Origin of the sequence: Sphaerotilus sp. (assembly GCF_013299175.1) — a bacterium.
In the GTDB taxonomy this organism is placed as follows: domain Bacteria; phylum Pseudomonadota; class Gammaproteobacteria; order Burkholderiales; family Burkholderiaceae_C; genus Sphaerotilus.
This window is the reverse complement of the sequence record NZ_JAAFKF010000007.1, coordinates 21947-41087: the sequence shown is the minus strand read 5'-3', so window position 1 is coordinate 41087 and position 19141 is coordinate 21947. Positions and strand designations below refer to the sequence as shown.

General features: G+C 66.7%; 18 protein-coding genes. 15 read left to right on the top strand and 3 right to left on the bottom strand.

Annotation, left to right across the window (positions count from 1 at the left end):
* Positions 1–15 precede the first annotated feature (15 nt).
* The 8 genes from atpB to QZW52_RS02415 all read left to right on the top strand — a co-directional run bounded on the left by atpB (position 16) and on the right by QZW52_RS02415 (position 6829).
* Positions 16–912 carry a F0F1 ATP synthase subunit A gene (gene atpB / locus QZW52_RS02450; RefSeq protein ID WP_293994846.1) on the top strand — a complete coding sequence of 299 codons (897 nt, stop codon included), beginning with the start codon at positions 16–18 and terminating at the stop codon, positions 910–912.
* A 133-nt stretch (positions 913–1045) separates the two neighbouring features.
* The gene (gene atpE, locus QZW52_RS02445; RefSeq protein ID WP_012348532.1) at positions 1046–1294 is read left to right on the top strand and encodes a F0F1 ATP synthase subunit C; all 249 of its coding nucleotides are present in this window, start codon (positions 1046–1048) and stop codon (positions 1292–1294) included.
* Between the two features lie 50 nt (positions 1295–1344).
* Positions 1345–1815: a F0F1 ATP synthase subunit B gene (locus tag QZW52_RS02440; RefSeq protein WP_293994836.1), complete on the top strand. Its 471-nt coding sequence runs from the start codon at positions 1345–1347 to the stop codon at positions 1813–1815.
* Between the two features lie 2 nt (positions 1816–1817).
* A complete protein-coding gene (locus QZW52_RS02435; protein WP_293994833.1) occupies positions 1818–2351 on the top strand; it encodes a F0F1 ATP synthase subunit delta in 534 nt (177 codons plus the stop codon).
* Positions 2352–2419: 68 nt separating this feature from the next.
* Complete coding sequence (gene atpA, locus QZW52_RS02430; protein ID WP_293994830.1) at positions 2420–3958, top strand: F0F1 ATP synthase subunit alpha; 1539 nt, start codon at positions 2420–2422, stop codon at positions 3956–3958.
* Between the two features lie 18 nt (positions 3959–3976).
* Positions 3977–4858, top strand: a complete 882-nt coding sequence (gene atpG, locus QZW52_RS02425; RefSeq protein ID WP_293994828.1) for a F0F1 ATP synthase subunit gamma — start codon at positions 3977–3979, stop codon at positions 4856–4858.
* A gap of 51 nt (positions 4859–4909) precedes the next feature.
* The gene (atpD, locus tag QZW52_RS02420) at positions 4910–6334 is read left to right on the top strand and encodes a F0F1 ATP synthase subunit beta (RefSeq protein WP_293994826.1); all 1425 of its coding nucleotides are present in this window, start codon (positions 4910–4912) and stop codon (positions 6332–6334) included.
* A 78-nt stretch (positions 6335–6412) separates the two neighbouring features.
* Entirely contained in the window at positions 6413–6829 is a 417-nt protein-coding gene (locus QZW52_RS02415) for a F0F1 ATP synthase subunit epsilon (protein ID WP_293994823.1), read from the top strand.
* A 68-nt stretch (positions 6830–6897) separates the two neighbouring features.
* Here QZW52_RS02415 and QZW52_RS02410 read toward each other — a convergent pair whose 3' ends face one another.
* Genes QZW52_RS02410 through QZW52_RS02400 form a run of 3 tightly spaced genes read right to left on the bottom strand, consistent with a single transcriptional unit; the run spans position 6898 to position 8979 of the window.
* Positions 6898–7434 carry a TPM domain-containing protein gene (locus QZW52_RS02410; protein ID WP_293994820.1) on the bottom strand — a complete coding sequence of 179 codons (537 nt, stop codon included), beginning with the start codon at positions 7432–7434 and terminating at the stop codon, positions 6898–6900.
* Positions 7435–8349 (bottom strand): TPM domain-containing protein, encoded by a 915-nt coding sequence (locus tag QZW52_RS02405; protein ID WP_293994817.1) that lies wholly within the window; start codon positions 8347–8349, stop codon positions 7435–7437.
* Between the two features lie 36 nt (positions 8350–8385).
* On the bottom strand, positions 8386–8979 hold the full coding sequence (locus QZW52_RS02400) for a LemA family protein (protein WP_293994814.1): 594 nt from the start codon (positions 8977–8979) through the stop codon (positions 8386–8388).
* A gap of 251 nt (positions 8980–9230) precedes the next feature.
* Here QZW52_RS02400 and hemE point away from each other — a divergent pair, with 251 nt between their 5' ends.
* The 7 genes from hemE (at position 9231) to QZW52_RS02365 (ending at position 19123) form a co-directional block, all read left to right on the top strand.
* Positions 9231–10307, top strand: coding sequence for a uroporphyrinogen decarboxylase (gene hemE, locus QZW52_RS02395; protein ID WP_293994812.1), 1077 nt, complete (start codon positions 9231–9233; stop codon positions 10305–10307).
* A 123-nt stretch (positions 10308–10430) separates the two neighbouring features.
* Positions 10431–11501: an RNA-guided endonuclease InsQ/TnpB family protein gene (locus QZW52_RS02390; RefSeq protein ID WP_293994809.1), complete on the top strand. Its 1071-nt coding sequence runs from the start codon at positions 10431–10433 to the stop codon at positions 11499–11501.
* A 10-nt stretch (positions 11502–11511) separates the two neighbouring features.
* Positions 11512–13722 carry a primosomal protein N' gene (locus tag QZW52_RS02385; protein WP_293994807.1) on the top strand — a complete coding sequence of 737 codons (2211 nt, stop codon included), beginning with the start codon at positions 11512–11514 and terminating at the stop codon, positions 13720–13722.
* Between the two features lie 186 nt (positions 13723–13908).
* Positions 13909–15075: a GNAT family N-acetyltransferase gene (locus tag QZW52_RS02380; RefSeq protein ID WP_293994805.1), complete on the top strand. Its 1167-nt coding sequence runs from the start codon at positions 13909–13911 to the stop codon at positions 15073–15075.
* Between the two features lie 66 nt (positions 15076–15141).
* On the top strand, positions 15142–16374 hold the full coding sequence (locus tag QZW52_RS02375; protein ID WP_293994803.1) for a carboxylate--amine ligase: 1233 nt from the start codon (positions 15142–15144) through the stop codon (positions 16372–16374).
* Between the two features lie 17 nt (positions 16375–16391).
* Entirely contained in the window at positions 16392–17651 is a 1260-nt protein-coding gene (locus tag QZW52_RS02370; RefSeq protein WP_293994801.1) for an FAD-dependent monooxygenase, read from the top strand.
* A gap of 206 nt (positions 17652–17857) precedes the next feature.
* The gene (locus tag QZW52_RS02365) at positions 17858–19123 is read left to right on the top strand and encodes a carboxylate--amine ligase (RefSeq protein ID WP_293994799.1); all 1266 of its coding nucleotides are present in this window, start codon (positions 17858–17860) and stop codon (positions 19121–19123) included.
* The last annotated feature ends 18 nt before the right edge of the window (positions 19124–19141 follow it).

Here is a 19141-nt window from a genome sequence, read left to right as displayed (position 1 = left end):
GTTCGAGAGAAGACGATGGCTGCCGAAGAACACGTTGCAGAGCATGCACCGACCGCGGGGGAGTACATCTCCCACCACCTGACCCACCTGACCAGCCGTGCCCAGACGGGCATCGCAGATTTCTCGCTGAGCGATCCGGTTCTGAAGCTGGATTCTCTGTTCTTCTCGATCATCCTGGGTGTGCTGGGCTGCTTCCTGCTGTGGAGCGTGGCCCGCCGCGTGACCTCTGGCGTGCCGGGTCGCATGCAGGCGGCCATCGAGTTTCTGGTCGAGATGGTGGATACGCAGGCCAAAGGCATCGTGCATAACGAAGAGTCGCGCAAGGTCGTGGCACCGCTCGCGTTGACCTCGTTCGTCTGGATCTTTCTGCTGAACGCGATGGACTTGCTGCCGCTGGACTTGCTGCCGACGCTGTGGGCCAAGCTCTACGGTGCCATGGGCCATGACCCGCACCACGCCTACTTGCGCACCGTGCCCACCGCTGACCTGTCGGTGACGCTGGGCATGTCGTTCACCGTGCTGCTGGCGTGCCTGTACTACAGCATCAAGATCAAGGGTCTGGGCGGCTGGATTGGCGAGCTGTTCTCGGCCCCCTTCCATGCACACGGCCCGGCGGCGATCCTGCTCGCGCCCATCAACTTCACGCTGCAGATCATCGAATTCGCAGCCAAGACCATCTCGCACGGCATGCGACTCTTCGGCAACATGTTTGCCGGCGAGCTGGTGTTCATGCTGATCGCGTTGATGGGTGCCGTGGGCTTCGGCTCGTTCGGTGGCATCGCACTGTGGTTTGGTCAGATCATCGCGGGCACTGCCTGGGCGATCTTCCACATCTTGATCATCACGTTGCAGGCATTCATCTTCATGATGCTGACCCTGGTCTACGTTGGTCAGGCCCACGACAAGCACTGATCCAGTCGAGAAATCTGGCACAGTCTCGCCGGCTCCACGGAGTCGGTGCGGCTGGCGCCGGTCCTCGGTTCACTTTCCCGTTCCCCGTCCTTTTTTCCTTTCCGTTCGTCAACAACCTCTCTTAGGAGCAATCATGGAAAACGTCCTCGGTCTCGTCGCTCTGGCTTGCGGCATCATCATCGGCCTGGGTGCTATCGGCGCCTGTATCGGTATCGCCCTGATGGGTGGCAAGTACCTCGAAGCTTCGGCCCGCCAGCCGGAACTGATGAACGAACTGCAGACCAAGATGTTCCTGCTGGCCGGTCTGATCGACGCTGCCTTCCTGATCGGCGTCGGTATCGCGATGCTGTTCGCCTTCGCGAACCCGTTCGTCCTGAAGTAATCGGTCTTTCTCGTCGTACGTCATTCCCCTAAACGAGAAAGGTCGAAGCCGTGAATCTGAACGCAACACTGTTGGCGCAGATCGTGGTTTTCGCGATCCTCTGGTGGTTCACGATGAAGTTCGTGTGGCCGCCGATCACGAAGGCCCTCGACGATCGCGCCAAGAAGGTCGCGGATGGTCTGGCTGCGGCTGACAAGGCCAAGTTCGAACTCGCTGGCGCCAACAAGCGCGTCGAGGAACAGCTTGCCCAATCGCGCAACGAGACCGCCAAGCTGCTGTCTGACGCTGAAAAGCGCGCACAGGCCATCGTCGATGAAGCCAAACGCCGCGCTGAAGAAGAAGGCGCCAAGATCGTGTCCGCTGCCAAGGCAGAAGCCGATCAGCAAGCCGTCCAAGCCCGTGAGTCCCTGCGCGAGCAGGTGGCTGGGCTGGCCGTCAAGGGCGCAGAACAGATCCTCAAGCGCGAAGTCAACGCCAGCGTCCATGCTGAGCTGCTGACCCGCCTGAAGACGGAGCTGTAACCATGGCCGAACTCACTACCATCGCACGCCCCTACGCCGAGGCGCTGTTCCAGGTGGCCCGACAGGGCGACGTGGCGGCTTGGGCGCGGCAGATCGAGGCGCTGGCCCAAGTGGCCCAGCATCCGCAAGTGCGCCAGTTCGCCGACAGCCCCAAAGCGTCGGAGGACCAGGTGGTCGATCTGGTCACCACTGCCGCCCAGCTTCCGCTGGCCCCCGGTGTGCAGAACTTCCTGCGCACCGTCGTGGCCAACGGTCGTCTCGTGGCGCTGCCGGCCATCGCCGAGCAGTTTCACGGACTGGTCAGCGCAGCCTCCGGCGTGTCCGATGCCGTCATCTACAGCCCCTACCCGATCGAGCCGGCACCGCTGGCCGAGGTCGTGTCGAGTCTGGAGAAGCGCTTCGGTCGCAAGCTCACCGCCAGCGTCGTGCTGGAGCCTGAGCTGATCGGTGGCATCCGCGTGGTGGTGGGCGACGAGGTGCTCGACACCTCGGTCAAGGCCCGTCTGGAACGCATGAAGGTGGCGCTGAGCGCTTGAATCGAATTCATCCCTGTGTCCGCCGCCGTTCCGCCGGAACGGTGTTCTGACCAGACTGGGAGCAAGCTATGCAATTGAATCCCGCAGAAATTTCTGAACTGATCAAGAGCCGCATCGAGGGTCTTGGCGCCGCCGCCGACATTCGCAACCAAGGCACTGTGGTGTCCGTGACCGACGGTATCGTCCGGGTCCACGGCCTGAGCGATGCCATGCAAGGCGAAATGCTCGAATTCCCGGGCAACGTCTTCGGTCTGGCCCTGAATCTGGAGCGCGACTCCGTCGGCGCCGTGATCCTGGGCGAATACGAAGGCATCTCCGAGGGCGACACGGTCAAATGCACCGGCCGCATCCTGGAAGTGCCCGTCGGCCCGGAACTGCTGGGCCGCGTGGTCAACGCCCTCGGCCAGCCGATCGACGGCAAAGGCCCGATCAACGCCAAGCTCACGGACGTGATCGAGAAGGTCGCCCCCGGCGTGATCGCCCGCAAGTCCGTGGACCAGCCGGTGCAGACCGGTCTGAAGTCCATCGACTCGATGGTGCCGATCGGCCGTGGCCAGCGCGAGCTGATCATCGGTGACCGCCAGACCGGCAAGACCGCCGTGGCGATCGACGCGATCATCAACCAGAAGGGCCAGAAGATGGCCTGCATCTACGTCGCGATCGGCCAGAAGGCTTCGTCGATCAAGAACGTGGTGCGTTCGCTGGAAGCCGCTGGCGCGATGGACTACACCATCGTCGTCGCTGCGTCGGCGTCCGAGTCGGCTGCCATGCAGTACGTTTCGGCCTACACCGGCTGCACGATGGGCGAGTACTTCCGCGACCGTGGTGAAGACGCGTTGATCGTGTACGACGACTTGTCCAAGCAGGCCGTGGCCTACCGCCAAGTGTCGCTGCTGCTGCGCCGTCCTCCGGGCCGCGAAGCCTTCCCAGGCGACGTGTTCTATCTCCACAGCCGCCTGCTCGAACGCGCAGCCCGCGTGAACGCCGACTACGTCGAAGCCTTCACCAAGGGTGCCGTCAAGGGCAAGACCGGTTCGCTGACGGCCCTGCCCGTCATCGAAACGCAAGCCGGTGACGTGTCCGCCTTCGTTCCGACCAACGTGATCTCGATCACCGACGGTCAGATCTTCCTGGAAACCAGCCTGTTCAACGCCGGCATCCGTCCCGCCATCAACGCCGGTATCTCGGTGTCGCGCGTGGGTTCGGCCGCACAGACCAAGCTGATCAAGGGCCTGTCCGGCGGTATCCGTACCGACCTGGCGCAGTACCGTGAGCTGGCCGCGTTCGCGCAGTTCGCGTCGGACCTGGACGAGTCCACCCGCAAGCAGCTCGACCGTGGCGCCCGCGTCACCGAACTGCTCAAGCAGGCGCAGTACTCGCCCCAGCCGATCAGCCTCATGGCTGCCACGCTGTACTCGGTCAACAAGGGCTTCATGGACGACATCGCAGTCAAGCGGATTCTTGCCTTCGAAAGCGGCCTGCACCAGTACCTGAAGACCAGCCACGGCGCACTGCTGAAGAAGCTCGAAGACAACAAGGCGATGGACAAGGACGCGGAAACCGAGCTGCAAGGCGCGATCGCTGCGTTCAAGAAGTCCTTCGCTTAACGCCCGAGGAGCATCGTCATGGCGGCAGGCAAGGAAATACGCGGCAAGATCAAGTCGGTGGAAAACACCCGCAAGATCACCAAGGCCATGGAAATGGTGGCCGCGTCCAAGATGCGCAAGGCGCAAGAACGCATGCGCGCGGCTCGTCCGTACGCTGACAAGATCCGCAACATCACGGCCAACCTGTCGCAGGCGACTCCGGAGTACCACCATCCGTTTGTCGTCAAGAACAGCGGCACGGGTGCGGTGGGCGTCATCGTCGTCACGACCGACAAGGGCTTGTGCGGCGGGATGAACACCAACGTGCTGCGGGCGGTGACGACCAAGCTGCGCGAGTTCGAAGGCGCCAGCACCAAGGTGCAGGCGGTCGCGATCGGCAACAAGGGCTTCACCTTCCTGAACCGCGTCGGTGTCAAGGTCGTGTCGCATGTCACCCATCTGGGTGACACGCCCCACCTCGACAAGCTGATCGGCCCGGTCAAGGTGCTGCTCGACCAGTACGCCGAAGGCAAGCTGGACGCTGTCTACCTCTGCTACACCCGCTTCCTCAACACGATGAAGCAGGAACCGCAGATCGAGCAGTTGCTGCCCCTGGCGGCCGAGCGTCTGGAGCAGTCGGCGTCCGAGAAGCAGGCCCATGGCTGGGACTACCTCTACGAGCCGGACGCCCAGTCGGTCATCGACGACCTGATGGTGCGCTACGCCGAGGCCCTGGTGTTCCAGGCGGTTGCCGAGAACATGGCGTCCGAGCAATCGGCGCGCATGGTGGCCATGAAGGCCGCGACCGACAACGCCGGCACGCTGATCAACGACCTGAAGCTGGTCTACAACAAGACCCGTCAGGCCGCGATCACCAAGGAACTCTCCGAGATTGTCAGCGGTGCGGCGGCGGTGGGTTGACCCAGCCACGCGACGACGAGACGCAACGAACCAAGATTGAAGGAACGAAAAATGGCGAACATTCAAGCCACTACTGGCGCAGTAGGCAAGATCGTTCAGTGCATCGGCGCCGTGGTGGACGTGGAATTCCCCCGCAACCAGATGCCGAAGATCTATGACGCACTGAAGCTGGACGGCAGCGCGCTGACCCTCGAAGTGCAGCAGCAGCTCGGCGACGGCGTGGTGCGTACCATCGCGCTGGGCTCGTCCGACGGCCTGCGCCGCGGTCTGGAAGTGCGCAACACGCGTGGTCCGATCATGGTGCCGGTCGGTCCGGCCACCCTGGGTCGGATCATGGACGTGCTGGGCAGCCCGATCGACGAACGCGGCCCGGTCAATGCCGAGCACACGGCGTCGATCCACCGCAAGGCCCCGGCCTATGACGAGTTGAGCCCGTCGCAAGACCTGCTCGAAACCGGCATCAAGGTGATCGACCTGATCTGCCCGTTCGCCAAGGGCGGCAAGGTGGGTCTGTTCGGTGGCGCCGGTGTCGGCAAGACCGTGAACATGATGGAACTCATCAACAACATCGCCAAGGCCCACAGCGGTCTGTCGGTGTTCGCTGGTGTGGGCGAGCGGACCCGCGAAGGGAACGACTTCTACCACGAAATGGCCGATTCGGGCGTCGTGAACCTGGAGGATCTGGGCAAGTCCAAGGTCGCCATGGTCTACGGCCAGATGAACGAGCCGCCGGGCAACCGCCTGCGCGTGGCCCTGACCGGCCTGACCATCGCCGAGTCGTTCCGCGACGAAGGCAAGGACGTGCTGTTCTTCGTGGACAACATCTACCGCTACACGCTGGCCGGCACCGAAGTGTCCGCGCTGCTGGGCCGGATGCCGTCTGCCGTGGGTTACCAGCCGACGCTGGCCGAGGAAATGGGCCGCCTGCAAGAGCGGATCACCTCGACCAAGGTGGGTTCGATCACCTCGATCCAGGCCGTCTACGTCCCTGCGGATGACCTGACCGACCCGTCGCCTGCCACCACCTTCGCCCACCTGGACGCGACGGTCGTGCTGTCGCGTGACATCGCTTCGCTCGGTATCTACCCGGCCGTGGATCCGCTGGATTCGAACAGCCGCCAGGTGGACCCGAACGTCGTCGGTGAAGAGCACTACAACACGACCCGCTCGGTCCAGCAGGTGCTGCAACGCTACAAGGAACTGCGCGACATCATCGCCATCCTGGGCATGGACGAGCTGGCACCGGAAGACAAGCTGGCCGTGTCCCGCGCACGGAAGATCCAGCGTTTCCTGTCGCAGCCCTTCCACGTCGCCGAAGTGTTCACCGGCTCGCCGGGCAAGTACGTGCCGCTGAAGGAAACCATCCGTGGTTTCAAGATGATCGTGGCCGGCGAGTGCGATCACCTGCCCGAGCAGGCGTTCTACATGGTCGGCACCATCGACGAAGCCTTCGAAAAGGCGAAGAAGATGCAGTGAACCCCGGTGGGCAGCGTGCCGCACGGTGCGCCGCCCCTGGTTTGCTGACTCCTCTTCAACCCCTCACGAAGGAAGCACATGGCAACGATCCACGTTGACGTCGTCTCGGCAGAACACTCGATCTTCTCGGGTGAAGCCAAGTTCGTCGCGCTGCCGGGCGAAAACGGCGAGCTGGGCATCCTCCCCCGGCACACCCCGCTGATCACCCGCATCCGTCCGGGTGCAGTGCGCATCCAGCGCGCGGACACCGGTGAAGAAGAGTTCGTGTTCGTGGCCGGCGGCATTCTCGAAGTGCAGCCCGACCGCGTGACCGTGCTGGCCGACACCGCCATCCGTGGCCACGATCTGGACGAGGCCAAAGCGGTCGAAGCCAAGCGTCTGGCCGAAGAAGCGATGAAGAACGCCAAGAGCGACATCGATCTGGCCCGTGCCCAAGGCGAATTCGCCACCATGGCCGCCCAGATCGCCGCGATCCAGAAGTTCCGCCGCAAGTAAGCAGCCCCGCTGCTTTTCAAGCGCCCCCGCGCCCGCCCAGGTTCATGCCTGAGGCGGGCGTGGTGCTTTCAGCGCAGGTCAGCGCGGTCGGACAGCTCGTTCGGATTGCGCTGGTCGGCCGTGACCGGAAACCAGTGGCGCAGCGCCTCGTCGAGCGCGGACAGCGTGTTCTGCAGCGCTGTTTCATGCCGCCCCAGACGCAGCAGGGGTTGCATCGCGTCGATCAGCGCCCGCCACTGGTCGGGGTCGATGTGGCGGTGCAGTGCGCGATCGGCCACGATCTCGACGGCCCGGTCGGCCAGCAGCAAGTAGACCAGCACGCCGTTGTTGTGTTCGGTGTCCCAGACGCGCAGCTTGCCGAACATCGCCAGCGCCCGTTCCCGTGGACTCGCGCCCTTGCGCAGGTAGCGCCACGGCAACGCCGCCTCGACGCACAGCCGGATCTCGCCGCTGTGGCCCAGCTCGCTGGTGGTGATCCGCGCTTCGAGTCGGGCGAGGGCCGCGGCGTCGAGCACCCGGACGATGTCCGTGCGGTCAGCCCAGAGGTGCCGCAGCCACTGGCGCCAGGCGCGGTGAAAGCGTTCAGCAGACATGGTCTTGTTCATTCACCAGCTTCCAGACGCACCACCACCGCCGAAATCCCCACCGCCACCGGAGGAGAACCCGCCTCCACCCGACGACCCGCCGCCGCCCCAGCCACCGCCACCACCGCCCCAGCCGCCCGGCGACGGAAAGGAGCGCCCGCGGGTGACGCCCGGCGAGACAAACCCCAGCAACCCCACCACCAGGGCCACGACCAGCCCCACCACCGCGGCCATCCCTGCGACGGCGAGGCTAGCGGTCATCAGCCACGTCACACCACCCGCGCCTGCGCCCGTCAGCAGCGGCCCGAGCTTGCGGCCGAACACGCCGACGATGGCCTTGGCGAACATCGGCAGCATCACGACCGTGAGCAAGATCCACATCATCGGGTCCGGGCTGTCCTGGCCTGTGCCGTTCTGGCCGTTGGCCGACGGCGCGGGCAGACCCTCGCCCTTGATCAGCCCCCCCAGCACGCGCACGGCCGACGACAACCCGCCCGCGTAATCGCCTTGACGGAACGCCGGCGTGACCTGCTCGTTGATCACGCGCTTGGCCATCAGGTCGGGGATCGCGCCTTCGAGCGTCTTGGCCACCTCGATGCGCACCTTGCGGTCCTGCGTGGCGACGACGATCAGCAGCCCGTCGCCCACCGTGCGGCGCCCGATCTTCCACGCATCACCGACGCGCTGGGCGTAGGCGGCGATGTCCTCCGGCTGCGTGCTGCGCACGAGCAGCACGACCACCTGCGACCCCGCCTCGCGCTCCAGCGTCTCCAACTGGGTCGTCAGGGCCTGGCGCTGACCGGGCTGCAGCGTACCGGTCTGGTCGATCACCCGGCCGTTCAGCGGCGGCACGGGCAGGATGTCCTGGGCCGCGCTGCCGAAGGCGACCAGCAGCCAGAGCCCCAGCGTCAGCAAACCTCGCAGGAGGGTGGTCATGGTGCGTGGTGCCGGTTCGTGCGGTTGGTGGTGCGGTTACTTGGCGGCGGGCTTGTCGAAGCTCACGGCCGGGGGCAGGCTGATCTGCGCCTCGTTCGCCACCGCCAGGTTGGGCTTGACCTCGTAGTGGAAGACCATCGCCGTCAGGTTGGTCGGGAAGCTGCGGGCGAGCACGTTGTAGCCCTGCACTGTCTTGATGTAGCGGTTGCGCGCCACGGTGATGCGGTTCTCGGTGCCTTCGAGCTGCACGCGCAGGTCCTGGAAGCCCTGGTTGGCCTTCAGGTTGGGATAGTTCTCGGTGACGACCAGCAGCCGGCTGAGCGCACCACTGAGTTCACCCTGGGCGGCCTGGAACTTCTTGAACGCCTCGGGGTTGTTGATCAGCTCGGGCGTGGCCTGGATCGAGGTGGCCTTGGAGCGCGCTTCGATCACCTTGGTGAGCGTTTCCTGCTCGAAATTCGCTTCGCCCTTGACGGTGGCGACGAGGTTGGGCACGAGGTCGGCGCGGCGCTGGTACTGGTTGAGCACCTCGGACCAGCTTCCCTTCACGTCCTCGTCCAGCCGCTGGAAGTCGTTGTAGCCGCAGCCGGTCAGCGCCGCGATGGCGAGCACGCCGGCGAGTCGGCGCATCCAAGTAGCCAGTTGTTCCAACACCATGATGGGTGAGCCTCCAAGACTTCGACGTGTGACGGGTGGTGATGATGCGTGTGCAGCGACCGTGCAGTGGCAGCAGAATGTGTCGTATTTCACGGCATTGCGCACTCCGGGAGCTTACCTCAGCGGAGCGGGGGGTGAACAGTGCGTAGGGATGGGTGCTGAGGCACATCCGGTCTCGCCGCTGCCGTCAGGAGGCTGCACCGGGTGGCTCCTACAATCCCGCCATGTTCGCCCCCCTCCAAAACGACACCTTCCTGCGCGCCCTGCGCCGCCAGCCCACCGAGCACACCCCCGTCTGGCTGATGCGCCAGGCCGGTCGCTACCTGCCGGAGTACCGCGCCACCCGCGCGACCGCCGGCAGCTTCATGGGCCTGGCGACCAACACGGACTACGCCACCGAGGTCACGCTGCAGCCGTTGGAGCGTTACCCGCTCGACGCCGCGATCCTGTTCTCGGACATCCTCACCGTGCCGGACGCGATGGGCCTGGGCCTGAGCTTCGCGCTGGGCGAGGGGCCGAAGTTCGCCAAGGTCGTGCGCGACGAGGCGGCGGTCGCCGAACTCGCCGTGCCGGACATGGACAAGCTGCGTTACGTCTTCGACGCCGTGACCTCGATCCGCAACGCCTTGAACGGTCGCGTGCCGCTGATCGGCTTCTCGGGCAGCCCGTGGACGCTGGCCTGCTACATGGTCGAAGGCGGCGGCAGCGACGACTACCGGCGCGTCAAGTCGCTGATGTACAGCCGCCCCGACCTCATGCACCGCATCCTCGCCATCAACGCCGACTCGGTGGCCGCCTACCTGAATGCCCAGATCGAAGCGGGTGCGCAAGCCGTGATGATTTTTGACAGTTGGGGCGGCGTGCTGGCCGACGGCGCGTTCCAGGAATTCAGCCTCGCCTACACCCGCCGCGTGCTGGCGCAACTCAAGCGCGAACACGACGGCGCCCAGATCCCGCGCATCGTCTTCACCAAGGGCGGCGGCATCTGGCTCGACGAGATCGCCGACCTCGACACCGACGGCATCGGCCTCGACTGGACGATGGACCTCGGCAAAGCCCGCGAGCGCGTCGGCCACAAGGTCGCGCTGCAGGGCAACCTCGACCCGAACGTGCTCTTCGCCAGCCCCGAACAGATCGACGCCCAAGCCTGCCGCGTGCTCGACCGCTTCGGCGCCCACCCTGGCCACATCTTCAACCTCGGCCACGGCATCAGCCAGTTCACGCCGCCCGAGTCGGTCACGGCGCTGGTCGAGGCGGTGCATCGCCATTCGCGGGCGATGCGCATGGATGCCTCTTTTTGAGGCAATCTAGGAAAATGCTTGGCGTGACCCGGACGAAGCGACAAGCCCCGGGGTTCAGCCCGGGGTCGAGCGTTCAAGCCGGAACGGCTTGTCAAGCGACATGTATGGAAATACAGTTGTCGGATGGAAGCCGTGAAGACCCTCAAGCTGCGCATCAAGGACAAGCACGCGGGCGTGCTGTCCTTGATGGCGCGTGAGGTGAACTTCGTGTGGAACTACTGCAACGAGACGAGTGCGCGGGCGCTCCGGGAGCGGCGCGAGTTCTTGAGCGGGTTCGACCTGCAGAAGCTCACGGCCGGGTACTCGAAGTGCGATGGCGTGCGGATCGGTAGCGCCACGGTGCAACTGGTGTGCGAGGAATACGCCACCCGGCGCAAGCAGTTCAAGAAGTCGAGGCTGAACTGGCGGGTGTCGAACGCGAAGTCGGCGAAGCATTCGCTGGGCTGGGTGCCGTTCAAGGCGGGCGGCGCGAAGTACAAGGCCGGGCAGATCGCTTTTCTCGGGCACAGGTTCAGTCTGTGGGACAGCTACGGGCTGAGCCGGTTCGATCTGCGCGCTGGCTCGTTCTCGCAGGACGCGCGCGGCCGGTGGTACCTGAACGTGTGCGTCAAGGTGGACGTGCCGAAGTCGGCCGGCACTGGATCGGTGGGGATCGACCTTGGCCTGAAGACGGCGGCGACGTGCTCGGACGGCGAAGAGCTGGCGTCCGGCCTGTACCGCAAGCATGAGGGCGCGCTGGGGATCGCCCAGCGAGCCGGGAAGAAGGACCGGGTGCGTGCGATCCACGCGAAGATCGCCAACACGCGCAAGGACGCGATGCACAAGTTCAGCACCGGGCTGGTCGAGCGCAACGCGGCGATCTTCGTCGGGAACGTGCAGGCGAAAGCGATGGTGAAGACCAAGATGGCGAAGTCCACGCTGGACGCCGGATGGGCAATGCTGAAAACGATGCTGGAATACAAGAGCCATGGGGCTGGCATCGTCTTTGAAGAGGTGAACGAAGCCTACACAACCCAGACCTGCTCGCGCTGCGGGGGCATACCCGCCAGCAGTCCGAAAGGCAGGACAGGTCTGCGAATGAGGCGATGGACATGCTGCGATTGCGGAGCGGAACACCACCGCGACGTGAACGCCGCCAGGAACATCGCCGCGCGCGGACATGCGCGTCTCGCAGGAGGAATCCCCGTCCTTTAGGGCGGGGAGGATGTCAAAAGCACTTGAACGTGCGCTAACCAGCTTGTCCACAACGTTATCCACAGCTTCGGTGGACATCCCTGCGCTGCCCGCGGACTACCGGCTGCGCGTGCTGGTCGATCTGCCTCGGCACAGCCGGCTGGACGCGGTGCTGGACTACCTCGCGCCCGAGCCGTGGCCGGCAGGCACGCTGGTGCGGGTGCCACTGGGCAAGCGCGAGGTCAGCGGCATCGTGTGGGGGCTGGCCGAGGCACCGGACGCTGGCGCCGACACCACGGACACGCCTGCCCCGACCTTGCGCGCCGTCACGCAGGCGCTGACCGCACTGCCGCCGTTCTCCGCCGGTTGGCTGCGGCTGGTGGGCTTCGCGGCGTCCTACTACCAGCGCAGCCCCGGCGAGGTGGGCCTGAGCGCCTTGCCGCCGGACTTGCGGGATCTGGACGCCGTGCAGTTGGCGCGCCGCCTCAAGCGGCTGGACAAGGCGAGGGTGGCTGCTGCGAAGGCGGCGGCGACAGCGGCGCAGGTGCATCCGCCCGAACGCCCCACGCTGTCGCCCGAGCAGCAGACCGTGCTCGACACCCTGGCTGCCGTGGCCACGGTGGCCGAGGGTCCGCCACAGCCCAGCCTGCTCTTCGGCGCGACGGGCAGTGGCAAGACCGAGGTCTACTTGCGCGAAGCCGAACGGGTGCTCGCCGCGGGTCGGCAGGCGCTGATCCTGGTGCCCGAGATCAACCTCACGCCGCAGCTCGAAGCCCGCTTCGCCGAGCGGTTCCCCGACCGCTGCATCGTCTCGCTGCACAGCGGCCTGACCCCGGCGCAGCGCCTGCAGCACTGGCTGTCGGCGCACCTCGGTCACGCCGACCTGGTGCTGGGGACGCGCATGGCGGTGTTCGCCTCCATGCCACGGCTGGGGTTGATCGTCATCGACGAGGAACACGACCCGTCCTACAAGCAGCAGGAGGGCGCGCGTTACTCGGCCCGCGATCTGGCGGTCTGGCGCGGGCGGAACGAACAGGTGCCGGTGCTGCTCGGCTCGGCCACGCCGTCGCTGGAGAGCTGGTACAACGCCGGCCCGGTGGACGCGGGCGGCGGGCGTTACCGGCGACTGGTGATGCCGAGCCGCATCGGCGGCGGCCACTTGCCGGCGGTGCGGCTGGTGGACCTGAGCCGCATCGCCGCCCAGTTCGGCAAACAGGCGCTGCGGCAACACCCGCTGGCCCCGCCGCTGCTGGCCGCGCTGCGCGAGCGGCTCGACCGTGGCGAGCAAAGCCTCGTGCTGCTCAACCGCCGCGGTTACGCGCCGGTGCTGCACTGCACGAACTGCGGCTGGAAGAGCGCCTGTCCGCACTGCAGTGCCTGGCGGGTGTTCCACAAGCTCGACCGCACCTTGCGCTGCCACCATTGCGGCATCACCGAGCGGGTGCCGCGCGCCTGTCCCGACTGCGGCGACCCGGATATTCAGCCCATGGGTCGCGGCACCGAACGGCTGGAGGAGCAGCTCGCCGACCTGCTGCCCGGCGCCCGCATCGGCCGCATCGACGCCGACAGCACCCGCACCAAGGGCAGCCTGGAAACCCAGCTCGCCCAGGTCCACGCGGGCGAGGTCGATGTGCTGGTCGGCACGCAGATGGTCGCCAAGGGCCATGACTTTCGCCGCATGACGCTGGTGGCGGCGGTGCAGGCGGACGCGGCGCTGTTTTCCAGCGACTTCCGGGCGCCGGAGCGGCTGTTCTCGCTGCTGATGCAGGCGGGTGGCCGGGCCGGCCGGGACGCCGAACTGGCCGGGCGCAGCGAGGTGTGGATCCAGACCTGGCACCCCGAGCACGCGCTCTACGCCGCGCTGCGCCGCCACGACTACGAAGCCTTCGCCGCTGCGCAGCTCGCCGAGCGGGAATCGGCCGGGATGCCGCCGTTTTCATTTCAGGCGTTGCTGCGCGCCGATGCCCGCACACCCGAGGCGGCGCTGGCGTTTCTGGAGGCGGCAGCCCTGCAGGCCCAGCGGTTGCCGGGGGCGCAGGAGGTGCTCGTCTACCCGCCCGTGCCGGCGCCGATCCACCGGGTGGCCGATGTCGAGCGGGCGCAGATGCTCATCGAAGCCTCGGGGCGTGTTGCGCTGCACCGGCTGCTGGCGCAGTGGCTGCCGGATCTGAAAACGTTGTCTTCAGAATCCGCTACACGCGTTCTTCGGTGGTCATTGGACATTGATCCGCTCTCAATTTAGAACAACTGATAGCCAACCCCCTGGATTGATTGTCACATTTGGTTGCTGCGGGGTTCCCGCTGATCAAGAATTTGGTCACGATTGCTGTAAAACCCGGCGTCGATTGATGCGGTGCCGGGACCGTGCCTTCACGGCGGTGGAATTGGGAAACTGGTCCCGTGGATCGATGTTGCAAAGGGGGTGAGCGTGGGAGTTCCGACATGGGAAGTCAGGTTGCGCTCGGTGGTGGAGCTGACCGAACTGGACCGACAGGCTTGGGCGAAGCTCGAAGCGCGTGCGGCCGAGCCGAACGCTTTCATGTCACCGCATTTCGTGCTTCCGGCGCTGACGTATCTGGATGCAGGCGCGTCGGTGGTGTTGATGTGGATCGAGCGGTCGGCGGGTGGCCTGAAAGAGCTGGCGGGTGTCGGGGTGTTCCAGTGCAGTCTGGGGACGCGCGTGTTTCCCTGGCCCCACCTGAGCGCCTACCAGTCGGAGCACACCTACCTGGGCGGGCTGCTGGTGGATGGCGAGTCGGTGCGGCCGGTCGTCGAGGCAATCCAGTCGTACCTGTCGCGCGCCAGTTGCCTCTGGAAGGGGCTGGAGTTGCCCAAGATCCACACCACCGGACCCCTGGCCGAGGCGATCCAGGTGGTGTCCAAGCAGCGTGGTCATCCGGTGCAGATCCTTGGCCCGCAGCCGCGCTCGATGCTGACGCTGGCGCAGTGCGGGGAAGCCTTGCTGCGCGACACCTTGGGCAAGAAGCTCAACGAGATCAACCGCTGCATGCGCCGGTTGGAGGATCTGGGCGAGGTGCAGTGGGAGTGCTTGCGCAAGGAAGGCATCCCCACCGCATCGATCGATGCCTTTCTGGATCTGGAGCACCAGGGCTGGAAGGGCGAGTCCGGCACCTCGCTGCGCTCGACCACCGCTGGCAAGGATTTCTTCCACGACATGGTGGCGCGCTTTGACCGCGATGGCCACCGTGCGCTGTTCACCGAGCTGCGGCTCGGTGGCAAGGTGGTGGCGTCCACGTGCAACTTCGTGTCCGGCAACATGGGATTTGCCTTCAAGGTGGGCTGGGATCCGCAGCACCGCAAGCTCGGCCCCGGCATGCTCAACGAGGTCGAGTTCATCCGGCGCGCCCGCACCCACCCGCATTGCGAGGATCTGCTCTCCTTCGACAGCGGGGCGTCGGCGGACTCGTTCATCAACCGGCTCTGGCCCGACAGCCGCTCGCTGGGGATGTTGGTGATGCCTTCGGGCCGGCTGGCTTCACTGGCCCTGACTGCGACCAAGCGACTGCGTGACTCTCGGCAATCCAGGCAGCCGAAGCCGGAAAATGACGCAATAATCACAGGGGTCAAAGCCTGATTCCTCTCCGGAGTCGAACTGGTACCAGGTGGCGACGCACCTGGTCCACTGTCTCTGACTTCTTGCATGTACAACAACAACGCTCCGGCGGTGGCACGCCTGCCCGCCGTTGTCCTCGCCTGTGTCGGGGCGCCCGAGGGGGATCTCAACGTCGTGCGCTCGCTGGGGGAGCAAGGCGTGCCGGTGGTCGTGGTCAGCGAATACGCCGATCCGCCCAGCCGCTACTCGCGCTACTGCACCGAGTTCGTGCAGGTTCCCGATTTCACCGCGCATCCGCAGGCACTGCTGGGCGTCCTGGCGGCCTTGGCCCGGCGCCATGGTGGGCCGCTGCCGGTGTTTCCTTCGGCAGATCCGGACCTGGAGGTGCTCAACCAGCTCAGCGACGCTGCACGGCCCCATGCGCGCTGGACGCTGGCCGCCCCCGCACTGGTGACGGCGCTGATGGACAAGCGGGCCTTCAGTGTCCTGGCAGAGCGCATGGATCTGCCCGTGCCCCGCAGCTTCACCCCCACCACGCTGGACGAGGCCGAGCGGATCGCGGACCTGCTGACCTATCCGGCCATCGCCAAGCCCTCGCTGCCCGCGTCCTGGAAGCACCCCGCGCTGCCACGCGAACTCCGCACGACCAAGGCTGTCGTGCTGGAATCCCGCGAAGCTTTGCTGCAGGTCTGCCGCACGCTGGCGCCCTGGGGGATGGGGCTGATCCTGCAGGAGTACGTGCCGGGCGACGATGCCGAACACTACGATGTTCACGCCTACATCGACCGGCAGGGGGTGGCGCGGGCCACGTTCTGCGGTCGCAAGTGGCGCATCCAGCCGCCACACGTCGGCAGTGGCTGCTACGTGGAAAGCCTGCACGAGCCGGTGCTGGAGGCACTGGTCCTCGACATCCTGCAGCGTCTGGACTACCGCGGCATCGCCAACCTCAACTTCAAGCGCCACAGCCTCACCGGCGAGTTCAAGCTGCTGGAGATCAACGCGCGGGTGAGCCAGTGGACGATCCTGACCACGCGGGCGGGGGTCAACCTGCCGTGGCTGGCGTACCAGGATGTGTGCGGTCTCTCACCACAGCCACTGCCGCCGCGCTCCACGGGGCTGTGGTACGTCAGTGGCAAGAACGATTTCCGCGCCATCCGCACCTACCTGCGCGAGGGGCTGTGGAGCTGGGGCGGGTATCTGCGCTCGCTGCTGAAGCGGCCGGTGGTCTACCAGGTGCTGTGCCGGGATGATCTGGGTCCGGCGCTGTACCTGACCGGGCGCTGGTTCGCGGAGAAAATGCGACTGCGGTCGCCGTCGTGACCGAAGAAGGAGTCCAGATGTCTGCTGTCCTTGCAGGTGCTTCGGGGTTGCGGCTGGCGGTGATCGGTGCGGGTCCGGTGGGGTTGGCCCTGGCGCTGGCGGCGGCGCGCCGGCTGCCCACCGCCCAGGTGTGCGTCTACGACCGGCTGCCCGTCGGCCACGATGTCAGCGGCGATCCACGCACGCTGGCGCTGTCGCAGGGCAGTGTGCTGGCGCTGCAGCGGCTGGGCGTCTGGGCCGCGATGGCCGAGCGCGCCGAGCCGATCCAGGCCGTGCATGTCTCGCAGCAGCAGCCGGGCCTGCTCGACCTGCTGGGGGGGGGGCCGGCGCCCGAGCTGCTGATCCGGGCGGTGGACGAGGGTGTGCCACAGCTTGGCGCGGTGATTCCCTATGGGGCGCTGGCGGCGCCGATGCGCGCGGCGTGGCTGGCGGCGTGTGCGCAGGCGCCGCAGCGGCTGTCCGTGCGCTGGGGCGAGGCGGTGAGCGGGGTCCGCCCGGTGTCGGGTGGCGTCGAGATCGATGTCGGTGTCGGGGGGGCTGCGGGTGCGCTGGTGGAGCCACACGACCTGGCCGTGGTCGCCGAGGGAGGCGTGTTCGCTGACCAGGCGCGCAAGGCCATCGCCCGTGACTATGGACAGACCGCCTGGGTCGGCACGGTCGGGCTGGAGGGGGGCGAGGTCGGCGTGGCGCACGAACGCTTCACGCCGCAAGGCCCGGTCGCGTTGCTGCCGTTGCCGGGCACCACGCTGGCCGACGACGGCCGCACGGTGCGCCGGCGTGCGGCGCTGGTGTGGTGCGTCGATCAGCGGGACGATGCGGTGGCCGCGCTGACCGAGGCGCAGCGGCTGGCGGTGCTGACCCACTTGCTGCCGGCGCGGGTGGGGCGGCTGGTGTCGATCAGCCCGCTCAAGTCGTTCGCGCTGGGCCTGAACGCCGAACGCACGCTGGTGCAAGGCCGCACGGTGCGGATCGGCAACGCCGCGCAGACACTGCACCCGGTCGCCGGACAGGGGTTGAACCTGGGCCTGCGCGATGCCCACGAACTCGTGGCGCGGCTGGCCCGCCACTCCGATGTGGACCAGGCGCTGCGCCGCGTCGAGTGGCAGCGGGCGCCCGACCGCTGGGCCATGATCGCCGCCACCGATTTCCTGGCACGCAGCTTCACCTGGCCGTGGCCGGGCTTGAGCACGCTGCGCGGGGCAGGGCTGGCGGCGCTGGGACAGGTGGGTCCGCTGAGGTCGCTGCTGGCGCGGCGGATGATGTTCGGCGGGCGTTGATGCCGCGTTGATGCCGCCTGGCTGCCGTGTGGTTCCGGGTACCGATCGGCACGCGCAGGATGACCGTGCGGATTGCGCGGGCGGGTGTCCGCCCCCCCTGTTGGCGGGGAGGGGTGGCCCGCCGATAGGGGATCTGATCCGCTGAAAATGCGATCAAGTTTCAGGCATCTCCAGTCAACGCCTTTTAGAGCGGACCTCCTCCCCACATGAACGCTGCTGACCACCCCCCTGCACAACGCCCCGCGGTCGTCCTGGCCTGCCTCGGCGCCCAAGGTGCCGATCTGAACCTGGTGCGCTCCCTGGGCGAGCAAGGGGTGCCGGTGATCGTCATCGGCGAATACGAGTTTCCGCCCTCGGGCTACTCGCGCCACTGCATCGAATACATCTGCGCCCGCAACTTCACGCGCCGTCCCGAGCACCTGCTGCGCGTGCTGCGCGAGCTGCGGGTGCGCCACGGGCAGGCGCTGCCGGTGTTTCCCACCGCCGACACCGACCTGCGCGCCCTGGTGGCCCTGCACGCCGATCTGGTCGGTACTGCGCTGTGGGTCTCGGCGTCGCCCGACACGGTGAACCGCATGATGGACAAGCGCCGTTTTGCCGCGCTGGCGCAGGCGCTGCGACTGCCTGTGCCGGTCACGCACGCCCCGCGCACGCTCCAGGACGTCGAAGCCCTCAGCCGCGTGGTGGACTACCCGGTCGTGCTCAAGCCCGCGCATCCGACCGCCTGGCAGCGCCCCGGACTCGACCCGGCCATCGCCCGCGCCAAGGCCCTGGTGATCGACACGCCGGACGAGCTGATGCGCGTGTGCTGCCGGATTGCGCCGCACGGACTGGAGGTGGTCGTGCAGGACTACGTGCCGGGCAGCGACGACCTGCACTACAGCGTCCATGCCTGGATACGCCGCGACGGCGAGATCGAGCAGGTGGCGACGACCCGCAAGTGGCGCACTTTTCCCGTCCAGGTCGGCACGGGCTGCCACGTCGAAACCGTCTCGGTGCCGGACCTGGAGTCCGAGTCCCGCGACATCCTGGCCATGCTCAAGCTGCGCGGCATGGTGGTGATGAACTTCAAGCGCGATGCCTGCACGGGCCAGTTCATGCTGCTGGAGGTCAATCCGCGCCTGAGCTGCAACAGCCTGCTGTTGACGCGCGCCGGGTTCAACCTGCCGTGGCGGGTCTACAACGAGGTGTGTGGCGGGCCGGTGGCCGTGGCGGCACCGGCCGAGTGGCGTGTCGGCGTGCGCTATCTGAATGCCAAGGCCGACTTCCGCGCCTTCCGCACGCTGGCGCGCGAGGGCCGCATCGGTTGGGGCGCGTACCTGCGCTCGGTGCTGCGGCCGGGCATGGTGTACCGCGCGTTCGACCTGGGCGACATGGGGCCACCGGTGCAGATGACCGCCGACTGGCTGGCGCTGAAGTGCAAGGGCAGTGGCCGCTGGGTGCGCAACCGGCTGGGCCTGAACGCGACCTGAGCGCCCCCGAGCGCCACT